Source organism: Rhodococcus sp. SMB37 (assembly GCF_004345605.1).
In the GTDB taxonomy this organism is placed as follows: Bacteria; Actinomycetota; Actinomycetes; order Mycobacteriales; family Mycobacteriaceae; genus Rhodococcus.
In genome coordinates this window covers 199,807-222,547 of record NZ_SLVY01000001.1, presented here as the reverse complement: position 1 = coordinate 222,547, position 22,741 = coordinate 199,807, and the positions used below count along the sequence as shown (strand labels likewise).

20 protein-coding genes and 6 tRNA genes are annotated in these 22,741 nt (G+C 66.0%); 21 read left to right on the top strand and 5 right to left on the bottom strand.

The genetic code is table 11. The annotated features are described in order from the left end of the window. Window positions 1-11: 11 nt before the first annotated feature. The 5 genes from EV641_RS01095 to EV641_RS01075 form a co-directional block, all read right to left on the bottom strand. Window positions 12-86 (bottom strand) — tRNA-Val (locus tag EV641_RS01095). Between the two features lie 18 nt (window positions 87-104). Then, a tRNA-Gly gene (locus EV641_RS01090) sits at window positions 105-180 on the bottom strand. A 48-nt stretch (window positions 181-228) separates the two neighbouring features. Next, window positions 229-303, bottom strand: a tRNA-Val gene (locus EV641_RS01085). A 1-nt stretch (window position 304) separates the two neighbouring features. Further along, window positions 305-375 (bottom strand) — tRNA-Cys (locus tag EV641_RS01080). A gap of 25 nt (window positions 376-400) precedes the next feature. Beyond that, window positions 401-473 (bottom strand) — tRNA-Gly (locus EV641_RS01075). Between the two features lie 427 nt (window positions 474-900). Here EV641_RS01075 and EV641_RS01070 point away from each other — a divergent pair. From EV641_RS01070 to EV641_RS00970, 21 genes are all read left to right on the top strand, one after another. Continuing rightward, window positions 901-972, top strand: a tRNA-Val gene (locus tag EV641_RS01070). Between the two features lie 513 nt (window positions 973-1,485). Then, window positions 1,486-1,809, top strand: coding sequence for a DUF742 domain-containing protein (locus EV641_RS29615; protein ID WP_241996720.1), 324 nt, complete (start codon window positions 1,486-1,488; stop codon window positions 1,807-1,809). A 154-nt stretch (window positions 1,810-1,963) separates the two neighbouring features. Then, entirely contained in the window at window positions 1,964-4,042 is a 2,079-nt protein-coding gene (thrS, locus tag EV641_RS01060) for a threonine--tRNA ligase (protein WP_132470212.1), read from the top strand. Window positions 4,043-4,083: 41 nt separating this feature from the next. Continuing rightward, a complete protein-coding gene (locus EV641_RS01055; protein WP_054713333.1) occupies window positions 4,084-4,605 on the top strand; it encodes an HIT domain-containing protein in 522 nt (173 codons plus the stop codon). A 109-nt stretch (window positions 4,606-4,714) separates the two neighbouring features. Continuing rightward, window positions 4,715-5,389 carry a phosphatidylinositol phosphate synthase gene (pgsA, locus tag EV641_RS01050; RefSeq protein ID WP_132470210.1) on the top strand — a complete coding sequence of 225 codons (675 nt, stop codon included), beginning with the start codon at window positions 4,715-4,717 and terminating at the stop codon, window positions 5,387-5,389. A 16-nt stretch (window positions 5,390-5,405) separates the two neighbouring features. Next, window positions 5,406-6,308 carry a phosphatidylinositol mannoside acyltransferase gene (locus tag EV641_RS01045; RefSeq protein WP_132470207.1) on the top strand — a complete coding sequence of 301 codons (903 nt, stop codon included), beginning with the start codon at window positions 5,406-5,408 and terminating at the stop codon, window positions 6,306-6,308. Continuing rightward, a complete protein-coding gene (locus tag EV641_RS01040; RefSeq protein ID WP_054713325.1) occupies window positions 6,309-7,436 on the top strand; it encodes a glycosyltransferase family 4 protein in 1,128 nt (375 codons plus the stop codon). It abuts the gene before it with no gap. Further along, entirely contained in the window at window positions 7,433-8,512 is a 1,080-nt protein-coding gene (locus EV641_RS01035) for an NUDIX domain-containing protein (protein ID WP_054713326.1), read from the top strand. The genes EV641_RS01040 and EV641_RS01035 overlap by 4 nt, the downstream gene beginning before the upstream one ends. A gap of 214 nt (window positions 8,513-8,726) precedes the next feature. Beyond that, window positions 8,727-9,629 (top strand): pyridoxal 5'-phosphate synthase lyase subunit PdxS, encoded by a 903-nt coding sequence (gene pdxS, locus EV641_RS01030; RefSeq protein ID WP_132470204.1) that lies wholly within the window; start codon window positions 8,727-8,729, stop codon window positions 9,627-9,629. 68 nt (window positions 9,630-9,697) lie between these two features. Continuing rightward, window positions 9,698-10,528 (top strand): acyl-CoA thioesterase II, encoded by an 831-nt coding sequence (locus tag EV641_RS01025; RefSeq protein ID WP_132470201.1) that lies wholly within the window; start codon window positions 9,698-9,700, stop codon window positions 10,526-10,528. Window positions 10,529-10,605: 77 nt separating this feature from the next. Next, window positions 10,606-11,223 (top strand): pyridoxal 5'-phosphate synthase glutaminase subunit PdxT, encoded by a 618-nt coding sequence (gene pdxT / locus EV641_RS01020; RefSeq protein ID WP_132470759.1) that lies wholly within the window; start codon window positions 10,606-10,608, stop codon window positions 11,221-11,223. 65 nt (window positions 11,224-11,288) lie between these two features. After that, complete coding sequence (locus EV641_RS01015; protein ID WP_132470198.1) at window positions 11,289-12,041, top strand: YebC/PmpR family DNA-binding transcriptional regulator; 753 nt, start codon at window positions 11,289-11,291, stop codon at window positions 12,039-12,041. 135 nt (window positions 12,042-12,176) lie between these two features. Then, window positions 12,177-12,755: a crossover junction endodeoxyribonuclease RuvC gene (gene ruvC / locus EV641_RS01010; RefSeq protein WP_054713335.1), complete on the top strand. Its 579-nt coding sequence runs from the start codon at window positions 12,177-12,179 to the stop codon at window positions 12,753-12,755. Then, entirely contained in the window at window positions 12,752-13,351 is a 600-nt protein-coding gene (gene ruvA / locus EV641_RS01005) for a Holliday junction branch migration protein RuvA (protein ID WP_054713328.1), read from the top strand. Before ruvC ends, ruvA begins: the two co-directional genes overlap by 4 nt. After that, a complete protein-coding gene (gene ruvB / locus EV641_RS01000) occupies window positions 13,348-14,439 on the top strand; it encodes a Holliday junction branch migration DNA helicase RuvB (protein ID WP_054713329.1) in 1,092 nt (363 codons plus the stop codon). Before ruvA ends, ruvB begins: the two co-directional genes overlap by 4 nt. 157 nt (window positions 14,440-14,596) lie before the next feature. Continuing rightward, complete coding sequence (yajC, locus tag EV641_RS00995) at window positions 14,597-14,935, top strand: preprotein translocase subunit YajC (protein ID WP_054713330.1); 339 nt, start codon at window positions 14,597-14,599, stop codon at window positions 14,933-14,935. Window positions 14,936-15,069: 134 nt separating this feature from the next. Beyond that, entirely contained in the window at window positions 15,070-16,845 is a 1,776-nt protein-coding gene (gene secD, locus EV641_RS00990; protein WP_132470195.1) for a protein translocase subunit SecD, read from the top strand. After that, a complete protein-coding gene (gene secF / locus EV641_RS00985) occupies window positions 16,842-18,047 on the top strand; it encodes a protein translocase subunit SecF (RefSeq protein WP_132470192.1) in 1,206 nt (401 codons plus the stop codon). The genes secD and secF overlap by 4 nt, the downstream gene beginning before the upstream one ends. A 1-nt stretch (window position 18,048) precedes the next feature. Further along, window positions 18,049-19,803 carry an ABC transporter substrate-binding protein gene (locus tag EV641_RS00980; protein WP_132470189.1) on the top strand — a complete coding sequence of 585 codons (1,755 nt, stop codon included), beginning with the start codon at window positions 18,049-18,051 and terminating at the stop codon, window positions 19,801-19,803. Between the two features lie 26 nt (window positions 19,804-19,829). Next, window positions 19,830-20,357, top strand: coding sequence for an adenine phosphoribosyltransferase (locus EV641_RS00975; protein ID WP_199233114.1), 528 nt, complete (start codon window positions 19,830-19,832; stop codon window positions 20,355-20,357). Window positions 20,358-20,412: 55 nt separating this feature from the next. Further along, complete coding sequence (locus EV641_RS00970) at window positions 20,413-22,725, top strand: RelA/SpoT family protein (protein WP_132470183.1); 2,313 nt, start codon at window positions 20,413-20,415, stop codon at window positions 22,723-22,725. The last annotated feature ends 16 nt before the right edge of the window (window positions 22,726-22,741 follow it).

Genomic DNA, 22,741 nt, shown 5'->3' with positions numbered 1-22,741 from the left:
TCACTGTTTTCTGGTGCGCGATACTGGGATTGAACCAGTGACCTCTTCCGTGTCAGGGAAGCGCTCTCCCGCTGAGCTAATCGCGCCGGCACTGAACGCCGGTGTGGAGCGGATGACGGGATTCGAACCCGCGACCCTCACCTTGGCAAGGTGATGCGCTACCAGCTGCGCTACATCCGCATATGCACGTTGGGTGAAACTCGAATCGACCCACGTGCTGGTCGACCCTGGTGCGCGATACTGGGATTGAACCAGTGACCTCTTCCGTGTCAGGGAAGCGCTCTCCCGCTGAGCTAATCGCGCGAGGTGGAGACGGGAATCGAACCCGTGTGCACGGCTTTGCAGGCCGTTGCCTCACCACTCGGCCACTCCACCATAAAAGGTCGAGTCCAACCTCTCGAGCGGATGACGGGATTCGAACCCGCGACCCTCACCTTGGCAAGGTGATGCGCTACCAGCTGCGCTACATCCGCACTTGCACCGTGGCGTCGTGCTCTCCGTGGTGCGGTTAAAAACTTAGCCGACCATCGAGGAAACACACAAATCTGCAGGTCAGCGCAAGAAAACTCAGCCAGGACGGCGTTGGAAAGGGTGTGGGGCCGTCGTTGGGGCGGATTGAGGGGCATCGAGTGGGCCCGGAACGTGGGAGTGAACGACCGAAAGGACGGCGCGCCCGAGGTGCTGCCATCCGATGTGCCGCTCCCCGATGTTCGGAGGATCGCTGCGTCAGGCGGTCCTCTACTCGGGGGGCTGCCCTTGTGGGGCGAGGTCCCGAGAGGCCGACGTAGGAGCCCATCGGTTCGGGCGCGATACCGCGAAAAGTGGTGTGACCTGCTGATTCGTGTTCGCACGCGAGGGCATGTTAAATTTCTTTGCGTTCGAGCCGCTGCAAAGCGGAACGGTCCCGTGGCTCAGTGGAAGAGCGTCCCGTTCACACCGGGAAGGTCGCTGGTTCGATCCCAGCCGGGACCACAGGTTCGCACAAGGGCACCCTGCACAGGGTGCCCTTTTTGCGTATCTTGGCATGCAACTGTCGAGCGCAGCCGTGGCTGTGTGATCCGATGGGACGAGTGGCTCGTTGCCGGCTCGACGACAATGTGCACGTCTGCGGCCATCGAAGTCCGTATGGGCGATGCAGGTGCAGACCGCGGTGGTTCGAGGAGGATTCGTCAGATGAGTGTCGCAGACGGTGCATGGCCCGCAGTGGGGACGACAGGTGCCCGCTTCGGGTCCAGGCGTCCACGCCACCGCACGAAGCGGGACGATCTTGTATATTCGCCCTCTGAAGAGGGGGAGCGGTCGTCGGAGTGGGACGCTGCTGTGACACCGGCGTCGGCCGAGGGGGCGGAGCCGACTACCGGAGGTCAGGTGGCTGCCGGTGAGGTGGTGCGCCGGGACTCGCGCACGATGGATCGGACGTTCGACGGCACTGTGTACGAAAGCACTGGGGGAGTCGGGAAATTGGAAGATCACACATCATCGTTCGTGAGGCCGTTCGTCCGTATCGGTGGCCGTACCCGGGCCGAAGTGGACCTGCCGCTCGAGGCGCTGGTGTCCACGGTCCCGTCGTCGACGAGCATGATGGCCGGCAAGTTCGCGGAGGAGCACCGTGTGGTCGTCGGCCTGTGTGGACAACCGCGCTCGACCATGGAGGTGGCCGCTCTGGCGGGAATTCCCCTCGGAGTGGCCCGTGTGCTGATCGGCGACCTCGCAGGCGCGGGCATCCTGACCGTGCACAGCACGGTGGACCGGGTCGGGCCGGGCAGTGAGCTTCTCGAACGGGTCCTCACGGGGCTGCACTCGCTCTGACGGTTCGGGTGCGTCGTTGCCGTGTTTCGCTCGGCATGCCCTGTGTTCGGCGGCGTGAGCGCATATCGATAGCATGGGGAGGTTGCCGTCGCGCATCGCCGACGCGCCCGGTAGCAGCCCCCAGAACAGGCATCCAGCCGAGGAGTCCAGCACAGTGACCACGCCCGCATCCGCGAATCCAGCCACGCTCGTCCGGGTGCCTGCGGGGACCACTGCCGCTTCCGCGGTGCGTGACGCAGGACTCCCCGCCAAGGGTCCCGACGCCATCGTGGTCGTCCGGGACGACGAAGGTGCGCTGCGCGACCTCGCCTGGATTCCCGACGCGGACGTCGAGGTCGAGGCAGTCCGTGCCGACACCGAGGACGGCCGCAGCGTGATCCGGCACTCGGCCGCGCATGTTCTTGCCCAGGCCGTCCAGCAGGAATTCCCCGAAGCGAAGCTCGGCATCGGCCCGCCCATCAAGGACGGCTTCTACTACGACTTCCAGGTCGAGCGGCCCTTCACCCCGGAGGATCTCGCGAAGCTCGAGAAGCGAATGAAGAAGATCGTCAAGGATGCGCAGCGCTTCTCCCGCCGCGTCGTCGAGAACATCGACGACGCCCGCGAAGAACTGAAGAACGAGCCGTTCAAGCTCGAGCTCATCGACGACAAGTCGGGTAGCAGCGATTTCGAGCCGGACCCCGAGATCATGGAGGTCGGCGGCAAAGAGCTGACCATCTACGACAACCTCAATCCCCGCACGGGCGAGCTGGTGTGGAAGGACCTGTGCCGCGGCCCGCACCTGCCTACCACCAAGTTCATCCCCGCGTTCAAGCTCACCCGTAGCTCCGCCGCGTACTGGCGCGGCGACCAGGACAATGCCGACCTCCAGCGGATCTACGGTACTGCGTGGGAATCCTCCGAGGCACTCGACCGCCACCTGGAGCTGCTCGCCGAGGCGGAGCGCCGCGATCATCGCAAGCTCGGTGCTGAACTCGACCTGTTCTCGTTCCCCGATGAGCTCGGTTCGGGTCTGCCGGTGTTCCATCCCAAGGGCGGCATCATCCGTCAGGAGATGGAGAACTACTCGCGCCAGCGCCACGTCGACGCAGGATACGACTTCGTCAACACCCCGCACATCACGAAGGGGCACCTCTACGAAGTCTCGGGCCACCTCGATTGGTACAAGGACGGCATGTTCCCCGCGATGCATATCGACGAGGAACTGAACGACGACGGCACGATCCGCAAGCCCGGCCAGGACTACTACCTCAAGCCGATGAACTGCCCGATGCACGATCTGATCTTCCGGTCGAGGGGGCGTTCGTACCGAGAGTTGCCACTGCGGATGTTCGAGTTCGGCTCGGTCTACCGCTACGAGAAATCGGGTGTCGTGCACGGGCTCACCCGTGTGCGCGGCATGACGCAGGACGACGCGCATATCTTCTGTACGCCGGAGCAGATGCGCGACGAGCTCACCACGATCTTGAATTTCATCCTCGACGTGCTCAAGGATTACGGCCTCGACGACTACTACCTCGAGTTGTCGACGAAGAACCCGAAGAAGTTCGTCGGGAGCGACGAATTGTGGGAGACGGCCACCGAGACGTTGCGTGAGGTCGCGGAGTCCTCGGGCCTGACGTTGGTGCCGGATCCGGGCGGCGCCGCGTTCTACGGGCCGAAGATCTCCGTCCAGGTCAACGACGCGCTCGGTCGTAACTGGCAGATGTCGACCATTCAGCTCGACTTCAATCTGCCCGAGCTCTTCGAACTCGAGTACACCGGATCCGACGGCATCAAGCACCGTCCGGTAATGATTCACCGTGCGTTGTTCGGCTCGATCGAGCGATTCTTCGGTGTACTCACCGAGCACTACGCCGGCGCATTCCCCGCCTGGCTCTCGCCGGTCCAGGTGGTCGGTATCCCTGTCGCCGCCGAGTTCGAGGATCACCTCTTCGACGTCGTCGCCGAACTGAAGTCGGCCGGGATCCGCGCCGAGGTGGATGTGTCCGACGATCGCATGCAGAAGAAGATCCGAACCCACACCAAGCAGAAGGTTCCCTTCATGCTGCTCGCCGGCGAACGCGACGTGGCTTCCGGTGCGGTGAGCTTCCGGTTCCGTGACGGCACCCAGGTCAACGGTGTGCCCGTCGGCGAGGCCGTGAGCATGGTGTCCGAGTGGGTTCGCCGACGCGAGAACGCCTCTCCCACCGCGGAGCTGGTACGTCCGGCAGAGCAGGGAGCGAGCTCTTGACAGGCGAGGGAACTCCCGGGCCCGCCGACACCGCCGATTCGATGATCGACCGCGGTGTCGGTGAATCCGACGACCTGCAGCGGCTGTGGTCCCCGCACCGCATGTCGTACATCACCGAATCCCCGGGACTGCGGAGCGAGCCGTACGAGCCGTTCACCGAGATCCCGAAGATGGCCGACGAAGAGGGCCTGGTCGTCGCCCGCGGCGAAACCGTCTACGCGGTGCTCAACCTCTACCCGTACAACCCGGGCCACCTCATGGTGGTGCCTTACCGGCGGGTGGCGAATCTCGAAGATCTCACGGTGGACGAGAGCACCGAGCTCATGGCGTTCGCTCAGCGGGCGCTTCGGGTGATCAAGAAGGTGTCGCGTCCCCACGGGTTCAACGTCGGACTCAATCTGGGCGCCGCCGCGGGAGGTTCGCTGTCCGAACATCTGCACCTGCATGTGGTGCCGCGGTGGGGTGGCGACGCGAACTTCATCACCGTCCTCGGTGGATCCAAGGTGATGGTGCAGCTGCTGCGCGACACCCGCGCATTGCTGGCCTCGGCATGGGACGAGTGACGCCGGCCGGAGACGGGCACGCTCCCGACCGCATCCGCGGTCTCACGGTGCATCATGGCAGGATCGGATTCCGGATACGTCGGTCGATGGGAAATTCGGGGGTCTCGGAATGCTGAGCTTCTTCGGTCGCGCATCGGTATCGAAGGTGACCGCACCGCTCGGTCATGCCCTGAACCGCACGGGGCTGACCCCGGACGCGGTAACCATCATCGGCACTGTTGCCACGATCGCAGCTGCCCTCACACTGTTCCCGGCCGGCCACCTGTTCGTCGGCACACTCGTCATCTGGCTGTTCGTGATGTTCGACATGCTCGACGGTGCAATGGCACGTGCCCGCGGCGGCGGAACACGTTTCGGTGCGGTCCTGGACGCCACGTGCGATCGAGTTGCAGACGGAGCGATCTTCGCAGGTCTCGCGTGGTGGGCGATCTATCACGAGCAGAGCAGGCCGTTGGTGGTCGCGACGCTGATCTGCCTCGTGTCCTCGCAGGTGATCTCGTACGCCAAGGCGCGTGCCGAGGCGAGCGGCCTGTCGGCCGACGGCGGTCTCATCGAGCGTCCGGATCGCCTCGTGATCGTGCTCGTCGGCTCCGGCCTGACCGGCCTCGGTCTCGACTGGGCCATTCACATCGCGATGTGGTCGCTCGCTGTGGGATCGGTCATCACAGTGATCCAGCGGGTACTCGCGGTGCGGAACTCGCCGGGAGCACGTGAACTGCTGCCGATCGCGCCGACATCGGCCCCGACGCCCGAGACGGACACCGACAACGGGGAGCGGTCGTGAACGGCGAGGGTCGGGCATGAATACGGCCGAGCGGCTCTCGGACCTCGGGTACGCAGCGGGATGGCGGCTGGTGCGACTGTTGCCGGAACGTGTAGCGACACGGCTGTTCGATGCGGGCGCCGACTTCGCTGCTCGCCGGGACGGCGGACCGAATCAACTGCGCCGCAATCTCGCCCGCGTTCTCGAGGTTTCTCCAGAACAGGTACCCGATGATCTGATCAGGGCTTCGGTCCGGTCGTATGCGCGTTATTGGCGCGAATCCTTCCGTCTTCCGTCGATGGATCTCGACGCCACCGCGGCGGCGATCGATTCTGCGGTCGAGGGTCGCGAACACATCGAGGCAGCGTTGACTGCCGGACGTGGCGCGGTTCTGGCTCTGCCGCACAGCGGCAACTGGGACATGGCCGGAGTGTGGTGCGTCCGCACATACGGCGGGTTGTCCACGGTGGCCGAGCGTCTGCGCCCCGAGTCGTTGTTCCGCCGTTTCGTCGAGTACCGGGAAGGCCTCGGATTCGAGGTGTTCCCGCTCTCGGGTGGCGAGAGTCCCCCGTTCGTCGAGCTGTCGGCACGTCTGCGCGACAACAAGGTCGTCTGCCTGCTTGGGGAGCGCGATCTCGCGCGCAAGGGCGTGCCAGTGACGTTCATGGGAGAACCCACGCGGATGCCTGCCGGACCCGCGAAACTGGCGATCGACACCGGCGCGGCGCTACTTCCCGTGCATTGCTGGTTCACCGACGACGGGTGGGGATTCCAGGTCCACCCGGAGGTCGATGTCAGCGGCGGTATCGGCAGCGCCACGCAGCAACTGGCCGACCGATTCGCCGCCGATATAGCGGCACACCCTGCAGACTGGCACATGTTGCAACCACTGTGGATGGACGATCTGTCCGACTCACGACGCGCCCGAATGGAGGAGTGAGTGAGGATCGGAATGGTGTGCCCGTACTCGTTCGATGTACCGGGTGGTGTCCAGGCCCACGTCGTGGACCTCGCCGAGGTTCTCATCGCCCGCGGTCACGAGGTGAGCGTGCTTGCGCCCGCCTCCGAGACCACTACGCTGCCCGACTTCGTCGTCTCTGCAGGTAGAGCAGTCGCGATCCCGTACAACGGATCGGTGGCCCGGCTGAGCTTCGGGCCGGTCTCCTACGCGCGGGTGCGCCGCTGGATCAACGACAACAACTTCGACGTCCTCCACATCCACGAACCGAACGCACCGAGCTTGTCGATGCTCGCATTGAAGATCGCCGAGGGGCCGATCGTCGCGACGTTCCACACGTCGACGACGAAGTCGTTGGTACTGAGCACCTTCCAAGGGGTTCTGCAGCCGTTTCTCGAGAAGATCAGCGGTCGCATTGCAGTCTCCGAGCTGGCCCGCCGCTGGCAGGTCACCTCCCTCGGAGCCGACGCCGTGGAAGTCCCGAACGGGGTCGACGTTCCGTTCTTCCGACACTCTCCGCCCCTCCCCGGTTATCCGCGAGCGGGCCGGACTGTGCTCTTTCTCGGCCGATTCGACGAATCCCGCAAGGGCATGGACGTGCTCGTCGGGGCGCTGCCCGCACTGGTGGCGCGATACCCGGACATCGAGATCCTGGTCGTGGGTCGCGGCGACGAGGACGGACTCCGCAAGGATGCCGGACCCCACGCAGGTCACCTCCGGTTCCTCGGACAGGTGGACGACGACGAGAAGGCCTCCGCGATGCGTGGCGCCGACGTGTACTGCGCACCGAACCTCGGCGGAGAAAGCTTCGGAATCGTGCTCGTCGAGGCAATGGCGGCCGGCACCGCCGTCGTCGCCTCCGAACTCGATGCGTTCAGGCGGGTGCTGCGCGACGGCCGAGCAGGGGTGCTCGTCCCTATCGGTGACTCGAAGGCGCTCGCCGACGGCATCCTGGAGGTCCTCGATGACGACGACCGCCGTGCCGCGTTGGTCGAGGCCGGATCCGAGGTCGTGGAGACCTACGACTGGCCCGTGGTGGCCGACCAGATCCTGCGGGTGTACGAGACGGTCACTGTCGGCGCGGGGCCGGTACGGGAGGTGCGGTCGTGACGCTCAGCGCTCTGACGGTCTTCGTCCTGGCGTTGATCGCAGCCGTTGTCCTGTTGCTCGGACTGTGGGCGTACGGGACAGCGAATCGCCTCGACCGGCTGCACGTGCGGTCGAACCTGTCGTGGCATGCGCTCGATGCTGCCCTCGCCCGCCGTGCCGTGGTGGTGCGGAGCATCGCGGCATCCACGTCCGCCTCGGACGGTCGTCGGTTGTCGGTGCTGGCCGACCGGGCGGAACGTGCGGACCGTGCGCATCGGGAGACCGCGGAGAACGAACTCTCCGTTGCACTGGCCGGTCTCGACGTCGAGCGTCTGCGCCCGCAACTGGTCGCCGAACTTGCCGACGCCGAGGCCCGGGTTCTCATCGCCAGACGATTCCACAACGACGCTGTGCGCGACACACTTGCGTTGCGCACTCGTCGCCCGGTGCGGTGGCTCCACCTCGGTGGCACCGCGCCGCTGCCGACCTATTTCGAGATCGCCGAACGCGAAGTCGACAAGGGAGGCACTGTCGAGAGATACGAGACCGTCGAGAATGTCGGTGCCGGCCCATCACAGTCGCCGACACCGGACCGGGCCCGCACCTCGGCCCGGGTGGTGCTGCTCGACGACACCGGACGCGTGCTCCTGCTTCGCGGTCACGATCCGGCCCGTCCGGAGGTGTGCTTCTGGTTCACCGTCGGTGGTGCCGTAGAGCCGGGTGAGGACCTGCGTGTCGCGGCCGTCCGGGAACTCGCAGAGGAGACCGGGCACGTCGTCGCAGCCGAGCAGCTCGTCGGACCCGTGTGGCGGCGAGTGGCCGTCTTCCCGTTCAACGGTGAGGTCCTTCATTCCGAAGAACTGTTCTTCGTCCTGCAGACACCCGGATTCGAGCCAGGCTCGGAAGGGTTCACCGAGCTCGAGCATCGAATGGGCCTCGAGTTCAGGTGGTTCGACACCGAAGGACTCAGCGAACTCGTCGCCTCGGGAGAACCGCTGTATCCGCAGGATCTCCCGCAGCTTCTCGACGAGGCCAGACGTATTGCCGGCACGCACGAGGAAACCGCACCGAACACTCCACTGCGCGCCATTCGCTGACCCGAGAATTCCGACAGCGACCTGAGAAGGCCAGCGCATCGCGACTGGATATGGGGAACCACCGGCTTGCGGTCATAGGCTCGGCGGGTCGCGATGCACTTCTGCGCGACGCCCTTCCGCGCCGACTTCATCGTGCCGGATTTGCTGCGCCGGACTGCTGTGTCGGTTCGCTGCACCCGAGTTCTGTGTCGAGTTTCTTCTGAGGAGTTCAGCTGTGAGTACCCCGGACACCACTGCCCCCACCGGTACCGCCCGCGTCAAGCGTGGCATGGCCGAAATGCTCAAGGGCGGTGTGATCATGGATGTGGTCACCCCCGACCAGGCCAAGATCGCCGAGGACGCGGGCGCGGTGGCAGTCATGGCACTCGAACGCGTGCCCGCGGACATCCGCGCGCAGGGTGGGGTGTCCCGGATGAGCGATCCCGACATGATCGACGGGATCATCAGCGCGGTCTCCATTCCGGTGATGGCCAAGGCCCGTATCGGACACTTCGTCGAGGCCCAGGTGTTGCAGGCCCTCGGGGTCGACTACATCGACGAGTCCGAGGTCCTCACGCCGGCCGATTACGAGAACCACATCGACAAGTTCGCATTCACGGTTCCGTTCGTGTGTGGCGCGACCAACCTCGGGGAAGCGCTGCGGCGTATCAACGAAGGTGCGGCGATGATCCGCTCCAAGGGTGAGGCCGGCACCGGCGACGTCTCCAACGCCACGACTCACATGCGGCAGATCCGGCAGCAGCTCCGGCGGCTGAGCTCGCTTCCCGAGGACGAGCTCTACGTCGCGGCGAAGGAACTGCAGGCTCCTTACGACCTCGTGGTCGAGGTCGCGAAAGCAGGGAAGCTGCCGGTGACATTGTTCACGGCGGGGGGTATCGCCACCCCCGCGGATGCCGCAATGATGATGCAGCTCGGTGCGGAAGGCGTGTTCGTCGGTTCCGGAATCTTCAAGTCCGGCAACCCCGAACAGCGCGCCGCCGCAATCGTCAAGGCCACTACCTTCTACGAAGACCCCGATGTGCTCGCGAAGGTGTCGCGCGGACTGGGCGAGGCCATGGTCGGCATCAACGTCGACGACATCCCGGTGCCGCACCGGCTCGCCGAGCGCGGATGGTAGCCGTCCCTGACTTGTCCGGGTCGTCCGGCGGATAACCTACTTCCGGGTACAAGACGGAAAGGTCCCGCATGGCGAAGATCGAAGACATCCTCGAGCTCGAACGAATCGAAGAGAACATCTTCCGCGGCATCGCAACGGAGACGTTGCTGCCACGGACCTTCGGCGGCCAAGTGGCGGGGCAGGCGCTGGTATCGGCAGTACGCACCGTGGTCCCGGAATTTCAGGTCCACTCCCTGCACGGCTATTTCCTCCGTCCAGGAGACCCCACGAAGGGCATCGTGTACCAGGTCGACCGGATCCGGGACGGGCGCTCTTTCTGCACGCGCCGGGTCACCGCCGTGCAGGGAGGCCGTGCGATCTTCACGATGTCGGCGTCTTTCCACGACGACGATCGGGGCCTCGAACATCAGGACGAGATGCCCACGGTGCCCAAGCCTGAGGAGCTCCCCGACGCGAAGACACTCGTCGAACAGGGGCGCGAAGAGTTCGCGTGGGCGCTGCATGAGTGGTCGAACTGGGATTTCCGATTCGTGCCGCCGGAGCACATGGTTGCCGACCGCGGGGTGGCCGCGCACCAGCGGGTGTGGTTCCGCTCGCGTGCAACGCTTCCGGACGATCCGGTCTTCCACGTGTGCACCCTCGCCTACATGAGCGATATGACCCTGCTCGGCTCCGCCCACGTCATCCACCCCGACGAAAAGACCCAGGACGCGTCGCTCGACCACGCCATGTGGTTCCTGCGACCGTTCCGAGCCGACGACTGGTTGCTCTACGACCAGACGTCACCCTCCGCGGGGTTCGGCCGTGCGTTGACACAGGGCCGGATCTACGACAACAGAGGAAACATGGTCGCGGCAGTCGTGCAGGAAGGACTCACGCGCTACCTGCGTGACTCCTGATCTGCCGACCCCCGGTAGTGAGTGCGGCGGCCACCGACGACACGAGAGGAAGGGGGACCGCCGTGGCGACTTCGCTGCTGCACACAACTCCGACGATCGGGGTGCTCGCACTCCAAGGCGACGTGCGGGAGCATCGAGCCGCGCTCGAAGCGGTCGGTGCGCGCACCGTCGCGCTGCGCCGCGAAAGTGAACTCGACGCGGTCGACGGCATCGTGATTCCCGGTGGCGAATCGACGACGATGAGCAGGTTGCTCCGGGTGTTCGACCTACTCGAACCGCTGCGGGCGCGGCTGAAGGAGGGACTCCCTGCCTACGGCTCGTGCGCCGGGATGATCCTGCTTGCCACCGAGGTGCTCGACACTCGGCCGGATGCCGAGCATCTCGACGCGCTCGACATCACCGTGCGGCGGAACGCCTTCGGTCGCCAGGTGGATTCGTTCGAGACCGACCTCGATATGACAGGAGTCGACGGCGGTCCGGTGCGGGCGGTGTTCATCCGCGCGCCCTGGGTGGAGCGGGTCGGACCCGACATCGAGGTCCTCGCCCGGGTTCCCCGGGGTCCGGCCGAGGGGCGGGTCGTGGCGGTGCGGCAGGACGGGGTGTTCGCGACCTCCTTCCACCCGGAGGTGACGGGTGATCTGCGGGTCCATCGACTCTTCGTCGAGGCTGTGCGCTCACACGCTGGGGCCCGGTAGGTAGACTCGACTCTCCGAACTGTCGGTTTCACCGACTTCACATCGCCGGAAGGGGCTCGAAGCGAATGAGCGGCCACTCCAAATGGGCCACCACCAAGCACAAGAAGGCGGCCATCGACGCCAAGCGCGGCAAGATGTTCGCGAAACTCATCAAGAACATCGAGGTGGCAGCTCGTACCGGCGGTGGTGACCCCAGCGGGAATCCGACCCTGTTCGACGCCATCCAGAAGGCGAAGAAGAGTTCGGTACCGAACGACAACATCGAACGCGCTCGCAAGCGCGGTGGGGGCGAAGAAGCCGGCGGCGCCGACTGGCAGAACATCACGTACGAGGGATACGGCCCCAACGGTGTAGCACTGCTCATCGAGTGCCTGACCGACAACCGCAATCGTGCTGCGGGCGAGGTGCGGACCGCGATGACACGGAACGGCGGCAACATGGCCGATCCGGGCTCGGTCGCCTACCTGTTCACCCGCAAGGGCGTCGTCACGCTCGAGAAGAACGGCCGGTCCGACGACGACCTCCTCGAGATCGTCCTCGACGCGGGCGCCGAAGAGATCAACGACCTCGGAGACTCGTTCGAGATCGTGTCCGAGCCGACTGATCTCATTGCCGTGCGTACCGCGCTCATCGATGCGGGAATCGACTACGACGCGGCGGATCCCGACTTCCGTGCGTCGGTCGAAGTGCCTGTCGATGCGGAGGGCGCACGGAAGGTCATGAAGCTCATCGATGCGCTCGAAGACTGCGACGATGTGCAGGACGTCTACTCGAACGTCGACATCCCCGACGAGGTACTCGCCGAACTCGACGCCTGACCCACCGCCGTGGCACCGGCCCTCGGGTCGGCGCCACGGCAGGTCGTTCGCGCGGCGCGTGTCGTTCGGGCGACAGTCGGAGTGTTCCGCTAGGCTCTCGAACAACTGTTCGTAGTGTGTGAAGGGGTGTGGCGGTTGCGTGTGATGGGTGTCGACCCCGGGCTGACACGATGTGGATTCGGGATGGTCGACACCGGTCGAGGCCGGGTCGTCGTGCCCGTTGCCGTCGATGTGATCCGCACGCCCACCGATCTCGACCTCGCCGGTCGGCTGCTGCTGATCTCCGATGCCGCCGAAGACTGGCTCGACCGCTACAAGCCGGATGTCGTCGCCGTCGAGCGCGTCTTCTCGCAGAACAATGTCCGCACCGCGATGGGAACCGCGCAGGCCGGGGGCGTGGTCGCCCTGTCCGCCGCTCGACGTGGCATCCCGGTAATGTTCCACACCCCCAGCCAGGTCAAATCCGCGGTCACCGGTAACGGCAATGCCGACAAGAAACAGATGACCGCGATGGTCACCCGCATTCTCGGGCTCGACACTCCACCGAAACCGGCCGACGCGGCCGACGCATTGGCCCTGGCCATCTGTCACTGTTGGCGGGCGCCGATGCTGGCGAGGCTGGCAGCAGCGGAAGCTGCGGCAGAAGAACAGAAGCGACGGTACGAGCAACGGTTACGCGACCAGGTCGCGGCCCGGAAGGCAGGGACACGGTGATCGCCTCGGTGCGCGGGGAAGTCCTCGAGATTGCGCTCGACCACGTCGTCGTCGAATCAGGGGGAATCGGGTACCGCGTCAATGCCACGCCGGCGACCCTCGCGACATTGCGTCGTGGCGCCGAAATACGACTCGTGACGGCGATGATCGTCCGCGAGGACTCCATGACCCTCTACGGATTCGCCGATCCGGAGGCGCGCGACCTCTTCGGACTGCTGCAGACCGTGTCGGGTGTGGGCCCGCGTCTCGCGATGGCGACCCTTGCCGTCCTCGAGCCCACAGCGCTGCGCGCGGCCCTCGCGGACGGGAACACCGCGGCGCTCACCCGGGTTCCCGGCATCGGCAAGCGCGGCGCCGAGCGAATGATCGTCGAACTGCGAGACAAGGTCGCCGCATACGGAGTCGGTGAGGACTCGCCGACTCCGTCTGCGGTGTCCTCGCCGATCAGGGAGCAGGTCGTCGAGGCACTCGTCGGCCTGGGCTTTCCGCTCAAGCAAGCGGAGCAGTCGACCGAAGCGGTGTTGAACGCGGACCCCGCTGCCGACACGTCCGCTGCGTTGCGTGCGGCGCTGTCGGCGTTGGGTAAGTCACGATGACCGACGACACTCCCGATCCTTTCGCCGAGGAATCGGCGGTCACGGCGGAGTACACCTCGTCCGACGGCGAGATCGAAGCGAGCCTGCGTCCGAAGAGCCTCGACGACTTCATCGGCCAACCCCGGGTGCGGGAGCAGCTGCAATTGGTGCTTCGCGGTGCCAAGATGCGCGGCGGTACGCCCGACCACATCCTCCTGTCCGGTCCGCCCGGACTGGGGAAGACCTCGATGGCGATGATCATCGCCGGGGAACTCGGGTCCTCGCTCCGGCTGACGTCCGGGCCGGCACTCGAACGTGCCGGCGACCTCGCCGCGATGCTGTCGAACCTGGTGGAAGGCGATGTTCTCTTCATCGACGAGATCCACCGGATCGCCCGACCGGCAGAGGAGATGCTCTATTTGGCGATGGAGGACTTCCGTGTGGATGTCGTCGTCGGCAAGGGCCCGGGCGCCACGTCGATCCCACTCGAGGTCGCCCCGTTCACACTGGTCGGCGCGACCACGCGTTCCGGTGCCCTGACCGGTCCGCTGCGCGACCGGTTCGGCTTCACCGCCCACATGGACTTCTACGACCCGCCCGAACTCCGGCGGATTCTTCAGCGTTCGGCGCGCATCCTCGGTATCGAACTGCACGAGGATGCGAGCGCGGAGATCGCCGATCGTTCCCGCGGTACTCCGCGTATCGCGAACCGGCTGCTGCGGCGTGTCCGCGACTACGCCGATGTTCGCGCCGACGGAATCGTCACACGCGCGATCGCGCAGGCCGCCCTCGAGGTGTACGACGTGGATCCGATCGGGCTCGATCGGCTCGATCGCGCAGTGCTCGGCGCGCTCGTGCGCAGCTTCGGCGGCGGGCCGGTAGGCGTGTCGACGCTTGCGGTCGCCGTGGGGGAGGAGCCTGCCACCGTCGAGGAGGTCTGCGAGCCGTTTCTCGTGCGTGCGGGCATGGTGGCGCGCACTCCGAGGGGACGGGTCGCGACGCAGGCCGCATGGTTGCAGTTGGGGTTGACACCCCCTCCGGACGCGGCAGCCGGGGGGATCGAGGTGCGTGCTCGCGAGCCGCAGGTCGATTTGTCTGCCGAGGAGTGAACGGGCCCTATCGCGGCAAACCGGACGGCGGGACATACCTTCGCATGCGCGGTAGTGGCACACTGGTCTATTGCGTCGGTCCACGGGGGCCGACAGAGCGTTGCTGTGGTGGATGCCACCGTGACACCGGTTACGAACCCGAGGACTGACTTCAACGATGGAATTGCTCTTCCCGCTCCTGATTCTTGCCCTGCTCGTGCCCACATTCCTGGGCGTGCGGCGGCAGAAGAAGGAGATGCAGAAGGTCACTGCGCTCCAGGACTCCCTGCGCGTCGGCGACCGCGTCGTGACCACAGCGGGCCTGCACGCCACAGTCACAGAACTGCGCGACGACACGGTCGATCTCGAGGTTGCCCCGGGCGTGGTGACGGTCTGGTCGCGCCTGGTCATCCGTGAGCGGATCGAGGAGTCGGCCGTGGCCGACGACCTCGATTCGATTTCGCTGCGCAAGGATGACAACGCCGCATCACCCGAGACGGGCCCGAGCGAGCACTGAGGCGTACGCTCGGCCGTCTCGACCGGCCGACACGTCCAGCGTGGTCGACACCGCAGTAGCCGGTGTCGATCCGCCGCGCCCTGCGCGGCCGTTTTCACCGACCCACTCACTCGTATCGAGGAGACTGACAGACCGTGGCACCTTCCAATGGATCGGTGCATCCCGCGCGCGCACTCACCCTGTTCGGGGTGATTCTCGTCGCGCTGTATGCACTGGTCTTCTTCACCGGGGACAAGTCGCCGGCTCCGAAACTCGGCATCGATCTGCAGGGCGGCACGCGGGTGACGCTGACAGCGCGCACACCTGACGGGAGCACGCCGAGCCGGGAGAGCCTGTCGCAGGCTCAGCAGATCATCGAGACCCGCGTCAACGGTCTCGGCGTGTCGGGTTCCGAAGTGGTCGTCGACGGCGACAACTTGGTGATCACCGTGCCCGGCGACGACAGTTCGCAGGCCAAGACGCTGGGCCAGACAGCCCGTCTGTACATCCGTCCCGTGATCGGTGGCCCGATCGACAGTTCCATGACGGCGGATCAGCTGACCGAACAGGCGCCGGCGGAGGGCACCGACCCACTGACACCGGAGGGCACCGACCCACTGGCACCGGAGGGCACCGACCCGGCAGCACCCGCACAGCCCGAGACTGCGGAGCAGCCCGCGAACGATGCTCCGGAACCGCAGGGCCGGCCGTTCCCCGCGCAGGATCCGACCGATGCTCCCGTTGAGCCGGGGGCCGAGCCAGCACCACCGACGGACGAGCCTGCCCCGGCTCCGGAGGATTCCGAGCCGCTCACTCAGCAGGAGCAGGCCGCGGCCGACATCGCCGCAGCAATGGCAACCCGCCAGAGCGACGACCCGATGGTGCAGCAGGAGGCCGCGCTGGCACTCGACTGCTCGGCCCCCGATCCGTTGGCGGGCAACGATGACCCTGCGCTGCCGCTGGTGGCGTGTTCGACCGATGGCACGGCGATCTATCTGCTCGGACCGAGCATCATCGACGGTCAGCAGATCGACGACGCGACCTCCGGTTTCAACAGTCAGCAGTCGCGCTACGAGGTGAGCCTGACGTTCGACAACGAGGGCAGCAACACCTGGGCGCAGTACACCGCCGCGAACATCGGTTCGCAGGCCGCGTTCGTGCTCGACTCCAAGGTGGTGAGCGCCCCGGTCATCCAGGGCGCGACGCCGGCAGGTAGCGCCACATCGATCACGGGCCAGTTCACCAATACCCAGGCGACCGAGTTGGCGAACACCCTCAAGTACGGTTCGCTCCCGTTGTCGTTCGTCGCGTCCGAGGCGCAAACGGTCTCTGCAACCTTGGGCTTCGCGTCGCTCGAAGCAGGCCTGATCGCGGGCGCAGTCGGTCTGGTTCTGGTTCTGCTCTTCTGCCTGGTGTACTACCGGATGCTGGGTCTGCTCACCGCGTTGTCGCTGGTGCTTGCGGGTCTCGCTGTCTACGCCATCATGGTGCTGCTCGGGCGGTACATCGGGTACACGCTCGACCTCGCGGGTATTGCCGGTCTGATCATCGGTATCGGTATGACCGCTGATTCGTTCGTGGTCTTCTTCGAACGAATCAAGGACGAGATCCGTGAGGGACGCAGTTTCCGGTCGGCGGTGCCGCGCGGATGGGCTCGTGCCCGTCGCACCATCCTGTCGGGCAACGCGGTGAGCTTCATTGCAGCCGCGGTGCTGTACGTGCTGGCGGTCGGTCAGGTGCGAGGCTTCGCATTCACCCTGGGCCTGACGACGATCCTCGATGTCGTCGTGGTCTTCCTGGTGACCTGGCCACTCGTGCATCTCGCGTCCAAGTCGAAGACGTGGTCCAAGCCGAGCATGAACGGTCTCGGCGCGATTCAAGAGGTGGCGCGTGAGCGTCAGCTCGCTGCGGCTGCGGCGAAGGAGGCGTGACGGTGACCGACACGACGACAACGGCATCGACCGTCTCGAGGAAGGGCCGGCTTTCCGGCCTGTACACAGGCACAGGCGCGTTCGAGATCATCGGGCAGCGCAAACGGTATTACATGCTCACGGGTGCGATCGTCGCGGTTGCACTGCTGAGCATGCTCCTACGGGGCTTCACGTGGGGTATCGATTTCGAGGGTGGCACCCGGATCCAGATGCCGGTGGTTGCCGAGGCGACCGCCACGGACGTCGAAACGGTGTTCGAGGACGCGGTCGGATTCGAACCGGAATCGGTACAGACCGTGGGCGCGGGCGCGGGCGCGACCTTCCAGATCCGGTCCGAGGCTCTCGACCTCGGCCAGGTCGAAGCGGTACAGACAGCGCTCTTCGACGAGTTCCAGCCGGTGGATGCCGAGGGCGAGCCCTCGCGCAATGCGATCAGCGTCGCCGACGTCAGCGAGACCTGGGGTGGGCAGATCACCCAGAAGGCACTGATCGCACTCTTGGTGTTCCTGGTGATCGTCAGCGTCTACATCGGGGTGCGGTACGAGCGTGACATGGCGATCGCCGCGATCGCCGCGATGTTCTTCGACATCATCGTGACCGCCGGTGTCTACTCCCTGGTCGGATTCGAGGTGACACCGGCGACAGTCATCGGCTTGCTCACGATCCTCGGATTCTCGTTGTACGACACGGTGGTCGTCTTCGACAAGGTCGAGGAGAACACCCGTGGAATCCTGCACCTGCACCGACGTACCTACGCGGAGCAGGCCAACCTCGCCGTCAATCAGACCCTCATGCGGTCGATCAACACCACGGTCATCTCCGTGCTCCCGGTGATCGCGCTCATGGTGATCGCCGTGTGGATGCTCGGCGTGGGAACGCTCAAGGACCTCGCTCTCGTGCAGTTGGTTGGCATCGTGGTCGGTGCGTACTCGTCGGTGTTCTTCGCGAGCCCCCTCCTCGTTACGCTCAAGGAATGGCGCGGCCCGATCGCGAAGCACACCCGCAAGGTGCTGGCGAAGCGGGAAGAAGCAGCTGCGCGGGCGGAGAACGGCCGTACGGGCGAGCTTGCACCGGCGGGGGTCGAGACCTCGTCGGCGGTGCCCACTGCTGCGCGCCATGCTGCACCGCGCCCGGCCGTGCCACAGAGGACGCCGAAACCAGGTGCCCGCCCGACCGGAAAGCGCGCCAAGAGAAGGTCCTGACATGGCTGCGAGTGAATGCAACGAGCGACGACCCCACACACGACGCAGCCGATTCTCCCGACGGATGGTCGCGGTCGGCGCGGCGCTCGCCGCGGCCGCCGCGACCACCGTGGCCTGTAGCACGGACGAGGAGCCGCTGCCGTCGATCGGTTACATGATCGACAACACGGTGACCGGGTACAACGCGAATACGGTCGACGGTGCCGCCTCGGGTGCGCCGCAGGCCCTGGCCAGGGTTCTGCCGGGCTTCGGGTATGTGGGCCCGGCGGGTCGCGTCATCGCCGATACCGACATCGGCACCGCGACCGCGGTCCCGGGTGAGCAGCTCACCGTTCAATACCGGCTGTCCCCGGGGAGTGTCTACTCCGACGGTGTGCCGATGTCGTGCGACGATCTTGTGCTCACCTGGGCCGCTGCGAGCGGCCGATTCACCGAGTCGGACGAGTCGGGTGCCGAATCCAACCTCTTCGATGCGGCGCTGCGCGGCGGATACGCCGACATCGAGCGCATCGACTGCGCACCGGGTTCGAAGGACGCCACCGTGGTGTTCCGGCCGGGTCGCGGTGACACCGACTGGAGGTCGCTGTTCGGTGCAACCGCGTTGATGCCGTCGCACGTCGTAGCGCGGGCATCCGGGGTCACCGACCTCGTCGGAGTTCTGACCGGCGACGATGTCGACGCTGCCCGGCCGATCGCCGAGTTCTGGAACACCGGATGGACATTGACGCCGGGTGCCCTGGACCCGACCCTGTTGCCGTCGTCGGGGCCGTATCGGATCGAGTCCTACACCGCGGAAGACGGTCTCGTCCTCGTGGCGAACGAGCGGTGGTGGGGCAACCCACCGGGCACCGACCGGATCGTCGTGTGGCCACGCGGGACCGCAGCGCAGACCGCGGCAGAAGAAGGGCGTGTGCAGGTCGTCGACAGTGCCGACGGAGCACTCGGTCACACCTCGGAGCTCGGGGAGACGGTCGACGAGGCCACCGTGGTCTCGCGAAACCTCGAACAGCTGGTCCTCGCGACGAACGGAGTCTTCGAGAACCCCGCGGCTCGTCGAGCCCTGGCGTCGTGTGTACCGCGGCAGCAACTGTTCGACGAACTCGGCGCCGCGACCGATGACGAGGAGTCGGGCCCGGTGGGGTCGCGCTTGCTACCGAGCGGCTCGCCGCTGTATCCACTCGTGTCCGGTCCGTCCGAGCGGTTCGACACGGTGGATGTCGATGTTGCGCGCAGTGAACGTGAACGTTCGGGGCAAGAGCGGATTCAGGTGCGGATCGGGTATACCGCACCGGACATGCGCCGCGCGCGCACCGTCGAATTGATCGCCGAGTCGTGTCGTGACGCGGGTATCGATGTCGTCGACGCGGGGTCCGAGACGTTCGTCCCGTCACAGCTGGGTTCGGGCGAGATCGACGCCGTCCTCAGCGGAACCGCCGGAGTGTCCGGAGCAGGTGGCCGGGCCGACATGGAAGACGCACGCAGTGCACTGAATTCCCGTGCGGGAAGCAACATCGGTGGCTACGCGAACGGGCGTATCGACGAGATTCTCGACGGTCTCCTGGTTGCCGGTGACAACGCGGCGGTACTGGGCCTGGCGGAGGAAGGTGAGCGGATTCTGTGGGACGAGATGCCCACATTGCCGCTGTTCCTGCAGCCGCGCACGATCGGGTTCGCCCCGGACATGCGCGCAGCTGTCGCCAACCCGACGGCTGCAGGTGCAGGGTGGAACATGGATCGGTGGATACTTACGGGGTGAACGCTCTTCGCACTGCCGATCCTGACCTGCTCCGAGAGGCCGCTGCTGCGGTGACGGCCCACACGCGTTGGGTCGATGATTTCCCGAGCCCCGGTGTTCGCTTTGCCGACCTCACGCCGGTGTTCGCCCACGGCCCGGCATACTCGGCAGTCGTCTCGGCGCTGGCCTCGGCTGCTCCGGATGCCGAGCTCGTCGCCGGGATCGATGCCCGTGGATTCCTGCTCGGCGGAGGAATGGCGCGCGAGCTCGGTGTGGGGGTGCTCGCTGTGCGCAAAGCGGGCAAGCTTCCGCCGCCGGTGCAGAAGTGCGAGTACTCGCTCGAGTACGGCACGGCTGCCATCGAGATCCCCGACGAGTCGCCGTCGCTGCGTGGGCGCAGAGTGCTCGTTGTGGATGATGTGCTCGCCACCGGCGGGACACTGCGCGCCACTCTCGAACTGCTCGAGCGGGTCGGGGCGGACATCGTCGGGGTCACGGTGGTGACCGAGCTCGAAGCGCTCGGCGGGCGCGCACGGCTGGAAAGCTACCCGCTGACGTCGCTCGTGCGTCTCTGAGGATTACAGTTGGCGGGAAGCCGGAGTGCCGGAGCCAGCGATGGGAGGAGCGGGGATGACCCAGAATCTTGACAAGTCCCAGAGCGCTGGTGCGGCACCGGCACCGACACCCGCGTCGAGTTCGGCGTCGCGGCGCGTGCGGGCCCGGCTCGCACGCCGGATCACCGGGCAGCGCGGCGCCACCGTCAAACCGGTGCTCGAACCGCTGGTGACGATCCACCGGGAGCTGTATCCCAAGGCCGACCTGTCGCAGCTGCAACGGGCCTACGACGTCGCGGAGGAACGGCACGCGAGTCAGCGTCGCAAGTCCGGCGATCCGTACATCACTCATCCGCTGGCGGTCGCGACGATCCTCGCCGAACTCGGCATGGACACGACGACGTTGATCGCAGCGTTGCTGCACGACACGGTCGAAGACACCGGGTACAGCCTCGAACAGCTCACCTCGGAGTTCGGTGAGGAGGTTGCGCACCTCGTCGACGGTGTCACCAAGCTAGACAAGGTGGTGCTCGGCAACGCCGCGGAGGCCGAGACCATCCGCAAGATGATCATCGCAATGGCCCGCGATCCTCGGGTGCTGGTGATCAAGGTGGCGGACCGCTTGCACAACATGCGCACGATGCGCTTCCTGCCGCCCGAGAAGCAGGCACGCAAGGCCCGCGAGACCCTCGAGGTCATCGCGCCGCTCGCCCACCGGCTCGGGATGGCGACCGTCAAGTGGGAACTCGAGGACCTCTCGTTCGCGATCCTGCATCCGAAGAAGTACGAGGAGATCGTGCGACTGGTCGCGAACCGTGCCCCGTCCCGCGACACCTACCTGGCCAAAGTCCGCGACGAGATCGGGTCGTCGCTCGCTGCCTCCCGGATCGACGCAACCGTCGAGGGCCGCCCCAAGCATTACTGGTCGATCTACCAGAAGATGATCGTCAAAGGCCGCGACTTCGACGACATCCACGACCTGGTGGGAATGCGGATCCTGTGCAACGAGGTCCGTGATTGTTACGCGGCTGTCGGCGTCGTGCATTCCCTGTGGCAACCGATGGCGGGGCGGTTCAAGGACTACATCGCGCAGCCCAGGTACGGCGTGTATCAGTCGCTGCATACCACGGTCATCGGTCCCGAAGGCAAGCCGCTCGAAGTGCAGATCCGGACCCGCGACATGCACCGGACCGCCGAGTTCGGCATCGCCGCGCACTGGCGGTACAAGGAGACGAAGGGCCGGCACTCGGGCGATGTCGCCGAGGTCGACGACATGGCCTGGATGCGCCAACTCCTCGACTGGCAGCGTGAAGCGGCCGATCCGGGGGAATTCCTCGAATCACTGCGTTACGACCTCGCGGTCAAGGAGATCTTCGTGTTCACCCCGAAAGGGGAAGTGATCACACTGCCGTCGGGTTCGACGCCGGTGGACTTCGCGTACGCGGTACACACCGAGGTCGGGCATCGTTGTATCGGTGCTCGGGTCAACGGGCGGCTCGTCGCTCTCGAACGCAAGCTGGAGAACGGCGAAGTCGTCGAGGTATTCACGTCGAAGGACCCGAATGCCGGACCGAGCCGCGATTGGCAGACGTTCGTCGTCTCGCCCCGCGCGAAGGCGAAGATCCGGCAGTGGTTCGCGAAGGAACGCCGTGAAGAGGCGCTCGAAGCGGGCAAGGACGCGATCGGGAAGGAAGTCCGCCGGGTCGGGCTGCCCTTGCAGCGGTTGATGAACGCGGACCTGATGGTTGCCGTCGCCAAGGAATTGCACTACGCCGATGTGTCGGCGCTCTACACCGCGGTCGGCGAGCATCATGTGTCGGCCCAGCACGCCGTGCAGCGCCTTGTGGCGTTGCTCGGCGGCGTCGGCGGCGTCGAAGAAGAACTCGCCGAACGGTCCACTCCATCCACGATCCCCACCCGGTCGCGGCAGAGCGGCGACTCCGGGATCCTCGTCCCCGGCGCACCGGGCACCGTGTCGAAGCTGGCGAAGTGCTGCACCCCGGTCCCGGGTGACGAGATCATGGGATTCGTGACGCGCACCGGATCGGTGAGTGTGCACCGCACCGACTGCACGAATGCGGGTTCCCTGCGTGAGCAGTCGGAACGGATCATCGAGGTCGAGTGGGCGCCGTCGCCGTCATCGGTGTTCCTCGTCGCGATCCAGATCGAGGCACTCGATCGGCACCGATTGCTCTCGGATGTGACGAAGGCGCTGGCCGACGAGAAGGTCAACATCCTGTCCGCGTCCGTCACCACGACCGGTGACCGGGTCGCGGTGAGCCGCTTCACCTTCGAAATGGGTGATCCGAAGCATCTCGGTCACGTGCTGAACGTGGTCCGCAACGTGGAGGGTGTGTACGACGTCTACCGCGTGACGTCGGCGGCCTAGCGTCGGCCGACCGAGC